The organism is Gluconacetobacter tumulisoli (assembly GCF_014174155.1).
Lineage (GTDB): Bacteria > Pseudomonadota > Alphaproteobacteria > Acetobacterales > Acetobacteraceae > Gluconacetobacter > Gluconacetobacter tumulisoli.
This window is the reverse complement of sequence record NZ_JABEQM010000010.1, coordinates 1-11948: the sequence shown is the minus strand read 5'-3', so window position 1 is coordinate 11948 and position 11948 is coordinate 1. Positions and strand designations below refer to the sequence as shown.

Annotated in this window: 15 protein-coding genes; 12 read left to right on the top strand and 3 right to left on the bottom strand. The window is 68.0% G+C overall.

Annotated elements, in window-relative coordinates; genetic code table 11:
• Positions 1–8: 8 nt before the first annotated feature.
• Positions 9–953, top strand: coding sequence for a protein translocase subunit SecF (gene secF, locus HLH28_RS12515; protein ID WP_182959648.1), 945 nt, complete (start codon positions 9–11; stop codon positions 951–953).
• Here secF and HLH28_RS12510 read toward each other — a convergent pair.
• Together HLH28_RS12510 and mscL are read right to left on the bottom strand one after the other, a co-directional pair.
• Positions 883–1335 carry a hypothetical protein gene (locus HLH28_RS12510; RefSeq protein WP_182959646.1) on the bottom strand — a complete coding sequence of 151 codons (453 nt, stop codon included), beginning with the start codon at positions 1333–1335 and terminating at the stop codon, positions 883–885. The two genes, secF and HLH28_RS12510, sit on opposite strands and share 71 nt — an antisense overlap.
• Before the next feature lie 122 nt (positions 1336–1457).
• Positions 1458–1931 carry a large conductance mechanosensitive channel protein MscL gene (gene mscL, locus HLH28_RS12505; protein WP_182959644.1) on the bottom strand — a complete coding sequence of 158 codons (474 nt, stop codon included), beginning with the start codon at positions 1929–1931 and terminating at the stop codon, positions 1458–1460.
• Positions 1932–2150: 219 nt separating this feature from the next.
• Here mscL and rpmE point away from each other — a divergent pair, with 219 nt between their 5' ends.
• From rpmE to HLH28_RS12490, 3 genes are all read left to right on the top strand, one after another.
• The gene (gene rpmE / locus HLH28_RS12500; protein ID WP_182942920.1) at positions 2151–2381 is read left to right on the top strand and encodes a 50S ribosomal protein L31; all 231 of its coding nucleotides are present in this window, start codon (positions 2151–2153) and stop codon (positions 2379–2381) included.
• Between the two features lie 236 nt (positions 2382–2617).
• Positions 2618–3139, top strand: a complete 522-nt coding sequence (locus HLH28_RS12495; RefSeq protein WP_182959642.1) for an Hsp20 family protein — start codon at positions 2618–2620, stop codon at positions 3137–3139.
• A 267-nt stretch (positions 3140–3406) separates the two neighbouring features.
• Positions 3407–3985 carry a DUF1013 domain-containing protein gene (locus HLH28_RS12490; RefSeq protein ID WP_182959640.1) on the top strand — a complete coding sequence of 193 codons (579 nt, stop codon included), beginning with the start codon at positions 3407–3409 and terminating at the stop codon, positions 3983–3985.
• A gap of 60 nt (positions 3986–4045) precedes the next feature.
• On the opposite strand, the gene HLH28_RS12485 is transcribed toward HLH28_RS12490, so the two are convergent.
• Positions 4046–4216: a YdcH family protein gene (locus tag HLH28_RS12485; protein ID WP_182959638.1), complete on the bottom strand. Its 171-nt coding sequence runs from the start codon at positions 4214–4216 to the stop codon at positions 4046–4048.
• Positions 4217–4376: 160 nt separating this feature from the next.
• On the opposite strand from HLH28_RS12485, the gene HLH28_RS12480 reads away from it, so the two are divergent.
• The 8 genes from HLH28_RS12480 to HLH28_RS12445 all read left to right on the top strand — a co-directional run.
• A complete protein-coding gene (locus tag HLH28_RS12480) occupies positions 4377–4577 on the top strand; it encodes a YdcH family protein (RefSeq protein WP_182959636.1) in 201 nt (66 codons plus the stop codon).
• 31 nt (positions 4578–4608) lie between these two features.
• The gene (gene purE, locus HLH28_RS12475) at positions 4609–5145 is read left to right on the top strand and encodes a 5-(carboxyamino)imidazole ribonucleotide mutase (protein ID WP_408869845.1); all 537 of its coding nucleotides are present in this window, start codon (positions 4609–4611) and stop codon (positions 5143–5145) included.
• Positions 5142–6284, top strand: coding sequence for a 5-(carboxyamino)imidazole ribonucleotide synthase (locus tag HLH28_RS12470; RefSeq protein ID WP_182959634.1), 1143 nt, complete (start codon positions 5142–5144; stop codon positions 6282–6284). Before purE ends, HLH28_RS12470 begins: the two co-directional genes overlap by 4 nt.
• A gap of 67 nt (positions 6285–6351) precedes the next feature.
• On the top strand, positions 6352–7611 hold the full coding sequence (locus HLH28_RS12465) for a sarcosine oxidase subunit beta family protein (protein WP_182959632.1): 1260 nt from the start codon (positions 6352–6354) through the stop codon (positions 7609–7611).
• Positions 7612–7621: 10 nt separating this feature from the next.
• Positions 7622–7921, top strand: a complete 300-nt coding sequence (locus tag HLH28_RS12460) for a sarcosine oxidase subunit delta (protein WP_182959630.1) — start codon at positions 7622–7624, stop codon at positions 7919–7921.
• Positions 7918–10983, top strand: a complete 3066-nt coding sequence (locus tag HLH28_RS12455; RefSeq protein WP_182959627.1) for a sarcosine oxidase subunit alpha family protein — start codon at positions 7918–7920, stop codon at positions 10981–10983. Before HLH28_RS12460 ends, HLH28_RS12455 begins: the two co-directional genes overlap by 4 nt.
• Positions 10976–11563 carry a sarcosine oxidase subunit gamma gene (locus tag HLH28_RS12450; RefSeq protein ID WP_182959625.1) on the top strand — a complete coding sequence of 196 codons (588 nt, stop codon included), beginning with the start codon at positions 10976–10978 and terminating at the stop codon, positions 11561–11563. Before HLH28_RS12455 ends, HLH28_RS12450 begins: the two co-directional genes overlap by 8 nt.
• A gap of 14 nt (positions 11564–11577) precedes the next feature.
• The coding region (locus HLH28_RS12445) for an ACT domain-containing protein (RefSeq protein ID WP_182959623.1) at positions 11578–11948 on the top strand (371 nt) is incomplete at its 3' end.

Here is an 11948-nt window from a genome sequence, read left to right as displayed (position 1 = left end):
GCCCCGTCATGTTCGAACGTCCCCTCCTGCGCTTCGTGCCGAACGGCACCCGGATCAACTTCATGCGCGGCCGCTTCCTCGGCCTCGCCACCTCGGCGGTGCTGTCGGTCGCGTCCCTGATCCTGTTCTTTCATCCCGGCCTGACGCTGGGGCTGGATTTCCGCGGCGGCATCGTCGTCGAGGCCCGCACCCAGGGGCCGGCCGACTTCGCCCGGATCCGCGCGGCCCTGGCCACCCAGCATGTCGCGGCCGCCGGCCTGCAATCCTTCGGCGCGCCGGACGACGTGCTGATCCGCATGGACACCCCGCCCGCCGACGCCCCGGACCGCGAGGCCCGGACCCAGGCCATGGTCGATTCGGTACGCCATGCCATCGCCACCCTGCCCGGGGCGCAGGTCCTGCGCGCGGACGCGGTCGGCGCCTCGGTCTCGGCCGAACTGTTCCGCAACGGGATGCTGGCGCTGGGCATCAGCCTGCTGATGATCCTGGCCTATATCTGGTTCCGCTTCGAATGGGAGTTCGCGGTCAGCGCCGTCATCACCCTGGTGCTGGACCTGACCAAGACGGTCGGCTTCCTGGTGCTGACGCATTTCGAATTCGACCTGGTGATGGTCGCGGCGATCCTGACGATCCTGGGCTATTCCACCAACGACAAGGTGGTGGTGTACGACCGGGTGCGGGAAAACCTGCGCAAATACCGCACGATGCCCCTGGCCGAGCTGATCGACCTGTCGATCAACGAGACCCTGAGCCGCACGCTCGGCACGTCGTCCACCGTCTTCCTCGCCGCCCTGCCGCTGGCATTGTTCGGCGGGGCCAGCCTGTCGGGTTTCGCCTGGGTGATGCTGTTCGGGATCGTGGTCGGGACGTCGTCCTCGATCTTCATTGCCGCGCCGCTGCTGCTCCTTCTGGGGGAGCGGCGGCTGCGGCGCGACGCGCGTCCCGCGCGCTGACATCGCCGGGCGGCAGGCAGGGCGCATTCGCTCCGCCATCCGTCTGGGCGACGCAGGCCAGCATCGTCTCGATGGCCTGCTGCGCCCGACGCTGCCCGCCTGCCGTGGGATGCAGCACGTTCTGCGCCGTGACATGCCGGGCATAGAGCGTGCTGGTGACCAGGTCACGTGCCTGGTCGCGCAGGATGCCGCCTGACGACAGGCGACCGCTGACCATGCCCTCGGCGATGAAATAGGTGTCGACGGCCAGATAGGCCTGCAGCGCCTGGGGCATGCGGGCCACGGTCGGCCGCGACGCCGTCTGGCATCCCGCCAGCAGAAGACCGCCGGCAAGGGACAGCAACGCGATTCGTCCGGATCGCGAAGCCGTATGGGGGTACACGGGAAATATCCTCATCGTCCCGCGACTGTAGCATGCGGGGCCGCGCATGACGCAACCACCGGCGCCCGGCTGCCTGCCTGCTCGCCCCCCTCTGTCGAGGAGGACGCGCGGAGTGCGGCGGATCAGGCGCCCGGGGTCACGTGGTCCTTGGCGGCCAGGATATCCCGGATGTCCTGCAGCAGGATCTCGCTGCGCGGCGGCGGCGGCGGCGCGGCCGGCGCCGCCTCGTGCTTCACCGTCAGCTTGTTCACCAGCTTCACGACCCAGAAGATGACGAAACCGATGATCACGAACTGGATCACGGCATTCAGGAACAGGCCGACATTGATCGTGACCGCCCCGGCCTTCTGGGCGTCGGCCAGCGTCGGCAGATGCGGCCCCCGGAGAGTAATGAAGAAATTGGTGAAATCGATGCCGCCGATCAGCAGGCCGAGCAGCGGGGTGAAGACGTCCTTGACCAGGCTATTCACGATCCCGGTGAAGGCGGCGCCGATGATGACACCGACGGCCAGGTCGACGACGTTGCCCCGCATGAGGAACGTGCGAAATTCGGAAATCCATCCCGGGGCATGGATGGACGTGGTCTTGAGGGCCATGGTTTCTCCTTTTCCTCCACCTGACAGTCGGTTGATAGCAACCCCGACCGGCGGGCAGGAACAAGAAAACACTACCGCAGGTGGCAATGCGGCGGATTTCGTCCGCTCCCCGCCCCGACGACGGGCCGAGATAGACGTTGATCCCGCGGCAGCCCTCGTCTATACGCCCACGCAAACGCCCCCGGTCGGCATCGGCGGGCCCAGCACGAAGGTTTTACGATGAAATCCGGCATCCACCCCGCCTACCACGAAATCAATGTCATCATGACGGACGGCACCGAATACAAGACGCGGTCCTGCTATGGCCAGCCGGGCGCCACGCTGCGCCTTGACATCGACCCCAAGTCCCATCCGGCGTGGACGGGCGTGCAGCGCATGCTCGACACCGGCGGCCAGGTCGCGAAGTTCAACAAGAAGTTCGGTGGTCTGGGACGCCGCGCCAAGGCGTAAGCCAGGACCCGGGACATGCGGCCGGATCGATCCGGCCGCATGTCCCGGAAATCGCCGCTGCCGCCACGATCTCACGATCATGGACCTCGGAAACCCCGCCCCTTGAAAGAGGGCGCGGGGTTTCTCACGTAAGGATTGCCGGGACGCCAGTCGGGTTCCGGATTTGCATGCAAGGCCCGCTCGCCCGAGGGGCCACGATAGACCTTGCTACAGACCTTGCTGATGAGGAGGTTGACATGACTTATGATTTCGCGCCGCTGTTTCGCACGGCCATCGGTTTCGACCGGCTTGCGCGCCTGGTGGACAATGCGACCCAGAGCGCATCCGGACCATCCTACCCGCCCTACAATATCGAACGGCTGGGGGATGACAGCTATGTCCTGACCATGGCGGTCGCCGGTTTCGGTTCCGACGATATCGAACTGACGGTGCAGGACAACACGCTGATCGTCGCGGGACGGGTGGGACACATCCCGCCGGCCGGCGAGATCCTGCATCGCGGCATCGCCACCCGCGCGTTCGAACGCCGCTTCGTGCTTGCCGACCATATCCTGGTCGAAGGTGCCGACCTGACGAACGGATTGCTGAGGATCACGGTCAAGCGCCTCATCCCCGAGGCCATGAAGCCCCGGCGGATCACCGTCACGTCCGGCGCCCCGCTTCCGGTTCCCGCCGAGGCTCCGCAGGTCTCGGCACCGGTCGGGCCGGCGGCGAATGACGGTACTGGCGTGGGCGGCCAGGCGGAACACGCCGCCTGACACCTGCGTCCTGTATCCTAGGACCAGAAGGGGCCGGCCGGCTGGCCGGCCCTTTTTTGTTTGCCGCCTGCGGGAAGATCGGGTGACGAACGGCCCGGGCGACGAAGGGAATGCGCATCCCGCCCTTGACCGTCGCCCCCGCCCGGCCCCATATCCTTCGGCAAGTCATTGCGCGCCAGCAGGTACGCAGGACGGCCCGGCCAACGGGGCGTCGACATGGGAAGTGCCTGCGCGGGCGCCACCCATACGCAGTAGGACCCCGTTGCCATGAACGCTCTGCCCCTGATGCCGAAAGCCACCGCCGTGTGGCTGATTGAAAAGACCGCGCTGACCTTCACCCAGATCGCCGAATTCTGCGGCATGCACCCGCTGGAGGTCCAGGCCATCGCGGATGGCGAAGTCGCCCAGGGCATCGTCGGCTACGATCCGGTCGCCAATCACCAGATCCGTCAGGAAGACATTGCCCGGTGCGAGGCGAATCCCGACCTGCGCCTGAAGATCCTGACGACGTCGAACCCGATCCATCGCAGGTCCAAGGGCGCGCGCTACACCCCGGTCGCCAAGCGCAACGACCGCCCGGACGCCATCGCCTTCATCCTGCGCAATTTCCCGCAATTGTCGGAACAGCAGGTCGTCAAGCTGCTGGGGACCACCAAGGACACCATCGCCAAGGTGCGCGACCGCCAGCATTGGAACAGCGCGAACATCAAGCCGCGCGATCCCGTCATCCTGGGCCTGTGCAGCCAGACGGACCTGAACGCCATGGTACAGGCCGCCAATGAGCGTCTGGCGCGCGAAGGCCAGGCCGTCCCCGCCCCGATCCAGATCGACGAAGACGTGGCCTGATCCGGTCGCCGGCCGGCCCGCGGGGCCCATGGCCCCGGAACGGCCGGCCCGCCCACCCGGTCAGCCCGTGTGCGAGAGCCGTTCGATTTCTTCCTTGATCCGCAGTTTTTCGATCTTGAGGCGCCGCAGGATGCCAATGTCAGGCATAGGTCGCCGATCCTCATCGAAAATTCTGTCGTCGAGGCGGGCGTGACGCAGTCTGAGACTGTGAATCCGGGCTTCGTAGGACATGTGACCTCCAGAAGGTCTGCGTTTCGACCTGGTCAGCCTATGTCAGCCCCGTGCCGTACGAGCATGCTAAATTTGCAGGACTCGCCGCGTGGGCCATGCATCTCGCCATCGCGACGGGAATGGATAGAATAGGTCCATGACCACATGCTAGACGGGCCACATGCTGACAGACCGGGATACCCTGCTTCGGAAGCTGCACGAGCTGCGCAGCGAACACCGCGACCTCGACACCGTCATCAGCCGACTGGTGCTGCATCCGATGGACCAGATCCAGCTTCAGCGGCTGAAGAAGCGCAAACTGCTCCTGAAGGACGAAATCGCCTGGCTGGAAAGCCGTCTGATCCCCGACAGCATCGCCTGACCTCCGTCATTCCCACCGAAAGCCTTCCCGCGTGAGCGATACGCCCCCCCTTCCCCAGATCGAGGACACAGTTCCCGTCACCACCGGCGCCGTACGGGTCGGAATCATCATGGGCAGCCAGTCCGACTGGGAGACGATGCGGCATGCCGTCGCCGTCCTGGACGCCCTGGCCATCGCGCACGAGGCGCGGATCGTCTCGGCCCATCGCACGCCCGATCGCCTGGCCGACTATGCCCGCACCGCCGCCGGGCGGGGCCTGTCGGTCATCATCGCGGGCGCCGGGGGGGCGGCCCACCTGCCGGGCATGTGCGCGGCCTGGACCATCCTGCCGGTGCTGGGGGTACCTGTGGAATCCCACGCGCTGAAGGGCATGGACAGCCTTCTGTCCATCGTGCAGATGCCCGGCGGGGTGCCGGTGGGCACATTGGCGATCGGCCGCGCGGGCGCGACCAACGCGGCCCTCCTGGCGGCATCGATCCTGGCCCTCGGCGATATCGACCTGTCGGCGCGGCTGGAGACATGGCGCGCGATGCAGACGGCCTCGGTCGCGGATGTTCCGACCCGATGACCGCGCGTCCCACCCCCGCCCTGCCCCCCAATTCCGTCCTCGGGATCGTCGGGGGCGGGCAGCTGGGCCGAATGTCGGCGATGGCCGCCGCCCGCCTGGGCTTCCGGGCCCATATCCTGACCAACGAACCCGACGGTCCGGCGGCGCAGGTCGCCCATGGCATCACGGTCGGGGCCTATGACGATCCCGACGCGCTGCGCCGCTTCGCCGCCGCGGTCGACGTCGTGACGTTCGAATTCGAGAATATCAGCGCCGACGGGCTGGAACTCCTGTCCGGCCTGCGCACCGTCCGCCCCTCGGGCCGCATCCTGCGCATCAGCCAGGATCGCGTCGCCGAGAAGCAGTTTCTGGAAGGCGCCGGCGTGCCGGTCTCGCCCTGGCACGCGGTCGATACGCGACAGGACCTGGACGACGCCGCCCGTAATCTCGGGTTGCCCTTCATCCTGAAGACGACGCGCCTGGGCTATGACGGCAAGGGCCAGCGGCGGATCCATACGACCGATGACCTGGCGGCCGCGTTCGACGCGCTGGCCCCCCATCCCCTGGTCGCCGAGAAGATGATCGATTTCTCCTGCGAGGTCAGCGTCATGGTGGCGCGCGGCGTCGACGGAACGACGGTGACCTTCGACGTGACGGAAAACCGCCATCGCAACGGCATCCTCGACCTCAGTCTCGCCCCCGCCCGTATCCCGGCGGAACTGGCGGCGCAGGCGCGCGATCTCGCGGTGCGCGTCGCAACCACGCTGGATCTGGTCGGCCTGCTGGGGGTGGAGATGTTCGTCGACCGCGACGGCGCCGTCCTGGTCAATGAAATCGCGCCCCGGCCGCATAATTCCGGTCACTGGACGATGGATGCCTGTCCGGTCGACCAGTTCGCCATGCATGTCCGCGCCGTTACCGGCCTGCCCCTGCCACCGGCGATCCGCCATTCCGACGCGGTGATGAAGAACCTGGTCGGGCCGGACGACATGGCGCAGTGGCCGTCGATCGTGGCCGCGCCCGGATTGCTGCCGCATCATTACGGCAAGGCGGAGGCCCGGCCGGGCCGCAAGATGGGGCATGTCAACGTCCTGTTCCCCCACGGCGGACTGCCGGGCGAATTCGGCGTCGAGGCCGCCCTGGGCCCGCTTGCGCAATAAGAAAAACTTATAATCATCCCGGTCCGCCTCCACGCTAGATCGACAGGAGAAGAACGGGCGGAGAGCCATGCGGACGGATCGTTACTCCATCGTTTCGCTTCTGCGCGAGACCGTGAGGGGCCATACGGGGTGGAAGCCAGCCTGGCGCGACGCGGCGCCGGCCGCGCGCTACGACGTCATCATCGTCGGCGGCGGCGGACACGGGCTGGCTACCGCCTTCTACCTGGCCAGCCGCTACGGCATCCGCAACGTCGCCGTGGTGGAGAAGGGCTGGATCGGCGGCGGCAATGTCGGCCGCAACACCACCATCGTCCGGTCGAATTACCTGCTGCCCGGCAATGTTCCCTTCTACGAACAATCGATGAAGCTGTGGGAAGGGCTGGAGCAGGACATCAATTACAATGCGATGGTCAGCCAGCGCGGCGTCCTGAACCTGTTTCACAGCGATGCGCAACGCAACGCCTATGTCCGGCGCGGGAATGCCATGCGCCTGCATGGCGTCGATGCCGAACTGCTGGATGCCGGCACGGTGCGGCGCAAGCTTCCGTTCCTGAATTTCGACGATGCCCGATTCCCGATCCTGGGCGGCCTGCTGCAACCGCGCGGCGGCACGGTGCGGCACGATGCAGTCGCCTGGGGGTATGCCCGCGCGGCCGACCGGCTGGGTGTCGACATCATCCAGAATTGCGAGGTCACGGGCTTCCTGACCGAAGGCGGCCGCGTCACCGGGGTCGAGACCACGCGCGGACCGATCGGCGCGGGCAAGGTCGGGCTGGCATGCGCCGGCAATTCGTCACGCGTGGCATCGATGGCCGGACTGCGCCTGCCGATCGAAAGCCATGTGCTGCAGGCCTTCGTCTCCGAAGGGCTCAAGCCGTTCATCGACTGCGTCGTCACCTTCGGCGCGGGCCATTTCTATATCAGCCAGTCCGACAAGGGCGGGCTGGTCTTCGGCGGGGATATCGACGGCTACAATTCCTACGCCCAGCGCGGCAACATGCCGGTGATCGAGGACGTGTGCGAGGGCGGCATGGCCCTGATGCCGCGTATCGGCCGCGTGCGGCTGCTGCGCCATTGGGGCGGGCTGATGGACATGTCGATGGACGGCAGCCCGATCATCGACCGCACGCCGCGTGACGGCCTCTATCTGAATGCCGGCTGGTGCTATGGCGGGTTCAAGGCCACTCCGGCGTCCGGCCTGTGCTTCGCGCACCTGCTGGCCCGTGACGAACCCCACGCAGTGGCCACCGCCTATCGTCTGGATCGCTTCGCCCGGGGCGCCGTGATCGACGAAAAAGGCATGGGCGCGCAGCCCAACCTGCACTGAAGGGACGATCATGCGCATCACCTGTCCCTGCTGCGGCGAACGCGGCCTCGACGAATTCAGCTATCGTGGCGACGCCACCCTGTCGCGTCCGGCGGGCGATCCGCCCCTGCCGGGCGCCGGGGCGGAGGCATGGGCGGAGTATGTCTACCTGCGCGACAATCCGTCCGGCCCGCATCGCGAATTATGGTACCACGGCGCCGGATGCCGGTCGTGGCTGGTGGTGACGCGCAACACCAGAACGCACGAGATCCTGGACACGGAACGGGCGGTGAATGTCGTCCGCGCCACGCGCAAGGACGCCGAGGCATGAGCCCGTTCGACGCCGCCCCCACGCAATCCCCCACGCCCGGGCCGACACCGTCCGGGTCCCGGCCCCGTCAGCCCACGCAGCCTTTCCGCCTCGCCGAAGGCGGCCTGATCGACCGCGACACGCTGGTGCGCTTCCACTTTGACGGTCGCGACTTCACCGGTCATCCCGGCGACACGCTGGCCTCCGCCCTGCTGGCGAACGGGGTCCGGCTGGTCGGGCGATCGTTCAAATATCACCGCCCCCGCGGCATTCTCTCGGCCGGGCCGGAGGAACCGAACGCGCTGGTCGAACTGCGCACCGGCCCCCGGCGCGAGCCGAATACCCGCGCCACGACCATCGAACTGTTCGACGGGCTGGAGGCGTCCAGCCAGAACCGCTTCCCGTCGCTGCGCCACGACCTGCTGTCGATCAACGGCCTGCTGTCGCCGATCCTGACCGCCGGATTCTACTACAAGACGTTCATGTGGCCGGCCGCGTTCTGGGAAAAGCTGTACGAACCGATCATCCGGCGCGCCGCCGGACTGGGCCGGGCGGCGGACGAGGCCGATCCCGACCATTACGAAAAAGCGACCGCCTTCTGCGACGTGCTGGTCGTCGGTGCCGGGCCGGCCGGCCTCGCCGCCGCCCTGACGGCCGGGCGTGCCGGCGCGCGTGTCATATTGTGCGAGGACGATGCCCAGCCGGGCGGCCGGCTGCTGGCCGAACAGCTGTCCCTGGATGGCCGTCCTGCCCGGGACTGGGTCCGTGACGCCCTCGCCGAACTCGGGGCAATGCCCGAGGTCCGGGTCATGTCCCGCACAACGGTCTTCGGCACCTATGACGGCGGGACTTACGGGGCGCTGGAACATGTGACCGATCATCTGGCGGCCACGGCCCCCCATCTGCCGCGCCAGGTTCTGTGGCGCATCGTCGCCCGGCGCTGCGTGCTGGCCGCCGGGGCCATCGAACGGCCCGTCGTCTTTCCCGGCAACGACCGTCCGGGGATCATGCTGGCCGGCGCGGTGCGCACCTACATCAACCGGTTCGGCGTTGCGCCCGGCCGAAAGGCAGTGGTGTTCGCCAACAATGACGACGCCATGCGCACGGTTGCCGACCTGGCGAAAGCGGGTATCGCCGTCGCGGCGGTCGTGGATTCGCGCGCCGCACCCTCGGCCACGTCGCGCGACGCCGCCCGGGACGCCGGGGCCCGGCTGATCGCCGGCGGCCAGGTAACGCGCGCCATCGGCGGCCGCGCGCTGACGGCCGTGCGGATTCGCGACGCGGCCGGGCGGGAAGACATCGTGCCGTGCGACCTGCTGGCAATGTCCGGCGGGTGGAATCCCAACGTGCATCTGACGACGCATCACGGCGGACGACCGGAATATATCGCGTCCCTGTGCGCCTTCGTGCCGTCGGTCCTGCCCCCCGGCATGGGCGTCGCGGGCATGGCGGCCGGCGTCGCCGGCACGGCCGCCGCCCTGGCGGACGGCAGCCGCGCGGGCGCCGAGGCCGCGACCGCCTGCGGCTTTGCCACGTCCCCCCTGTCCATGCCGTCCGTCCCGGCGGAGCCCTCCGGCATCGAACCGCTATGGCATACCCTGTCCGCCTTCGGCGGCGCGGCGGGCAAGGCGTTCGTGGATTTCCAGAACGACGTGACCGCGAAGGATATCGGGCTGGCACGGCAGGAAGGCTTCCGCGCCGTCGAGCACCTGAAGCGCTACACGACGCTGGGCATGGCGACCGACCAGGGCAAGACGGCGAACGTCAACGCCCTGGCGATCATGGCCGAACTGACCGGGCGCACCATTCCCGAAACCGGTACCACCCTGATCCGCCCACCGGTGCAGCCGATCGCGATAGGCGCCCTCGCCGGACCGCATCGCGGCGGGCATTTCAAGCCCGCGCGCCTGACGCCGACCCATGACTGGGCGACCGAACTGGGCGCCACCTTCACCGCCGCCGGCCTGTGGCAACGCGCGCAATGGTTCGCCCGCCCCGGCGACGCCGGATGGCAGGAGACGGTCAATCGCGAGGTCACGGCCGTGCGCACCGCTGTCGGAATCTGCGACGTCACGACCCTGGGCAAGATCGATATCCAGGGCCCGGACGCGGCCGCGTTCCTTGAACGGGTCTATGCCAACGCCTGGAAGAAGCTGCCTGTGGGTCGGGCACGCTATGGGCTGATGCTGCGCGAGGACGGATTCGTCTTCGACGACGGCACCACCGCGCGGCTGGGCGACACGCAGTACGTCATGACCACCACGACGGCCAATGCCGGTCCGGTCATGCAGCATCTGGAATTCTGCCATCAATGGCTGTGGCCGGATTATGACGTGCGGATGATCTCGGTCACGGACCAGTGGGCGCAGATCGCCGTCGCCGGCCCGAAATCGCGCGACGTGCTGCGCCAGATCGTCGATACGGCCTATGATTTGTCGAATGACGCCTTCCCCTATATGGCGGCGGCCGAGATCACGATCTGCGGCGGGCAGAAGGCACGGCTGTTCCGCCTCTCGTTCTCGGGCGAACTGGCGTATGAAATCGCGGTTCCGGCCCGGTTCGGCGATGCGCTGGTCCGGCGCCTGATGCAGTCCGGGGCCCCGTTCGGCATCACCCCCTACGGGACCGAGGCGCTGGGCGTGCTGCGGATCGAAAAGGGCCATCCCGCCGGCCCGGAACTCAACGGCCAGACGACGGCGCATGATCTGGGGATGGGCCGGCTGCTGTCCACCCGAAAGGATTTCGTCGGCCGGGCCATGGCCCAGCGCCCTGCCCTGACCGACCCGGCGCGCCCGACCCTGGTCGGCCTGCGCCCTGTCGCGCCGCACGACGTGCTGCCGGCCGGCGCCCATCTGTTGCCCAAGGGCAGCCCGGCGACCGCCGCATCCGACCAGGGATGGGTATCGTCCGCCGCCTGGTCGCCCAGCGTCGGGTCCTGGATCGGGCTGGGCCTGCTGTCCAACGGTCCGGCACGGCATGGCGAGATCGTCTGCGCCCACGATCCGCTGGGGGGACGGGTCGTCGAGGTCGAAATCGTCCCGCCCGTCTTCGTCGACCCGACCGGAGAACGCCTCCATGCCTGATCCCCTGCACGCGCGCGGTCCGCTGTCCCCCTCCGCCTGTTCCTACGACCATGGCGGCATCCGGATCACGGACATGTCCGGCCGTCAGGTGGCCGGCGTGGCCCTGCTCGGCGGGGACCGGGCGGCCCTGGACGCCACCGTCCGACAGGCCTGGGGGGTCGACCTGCCCGACACCCCGCGCATCGTCGCCGGGTCCGGCCTGACATTCGCATGGGCCGGCCCGGACCAGTGGCTGGCCCTGTCCGACGCCGTGGATGACAGCGGGCCGGACCTGGAGCACGTGCTGCGCACGACGCTGGGGCCGCTGGCCGCCGTCACCGACCAGGGCGACAGCCGCGTCGCCCTGCGGATCTCGGGCCCGGGCAGCCGCGACGCCCTGTCCCGTCTTCTTCCCATCGACCTGCATCCACGCGCTTTTTCGCCCGGGAACACCGCCCTGACCCTCGCCGGGCATATCGGCGTGCAGGTCTGGCAGGTCGATTCCTGTCCGACTTACGACATCCTCGTGTTCCGCAGCTTCGCGCGGAGCCTTCATCATGATCTGTGCGCGGCCGCCCGTGGCGCGGCCCGCGCTGCCTGAACGAAAGTCCCGACATGACCGAGACTGTCCTTGCCCCCCGTCCCGCCCCCGTCACACCGGGCGAGAGCATGATGTCCTGCACGGTGACGCTGAGTTGCCCGAATCGGCCGGGCATCGTCGCCGCCATCTGCCAGAATTTGTTCGAACTCGGCGCCAACATCACCGAGGCGCAGCAGTTCGACGACACCGAAAGCCGCCATTTCTTCATGCGCGTGGTGTTCGACGTCCGCCCGGGCGGCGCGGATCTGGCGCGACTCCGCCATGATTTCTCGATCCTTGCCGAACGGTTCGGGATGGACTGGACGCTGAAGGACAACCGGACGCGGACGAAGGTGCTGCTGATGGTATCGAAATTCGACCATTGCCTGGTGGATCTGCTGTATCG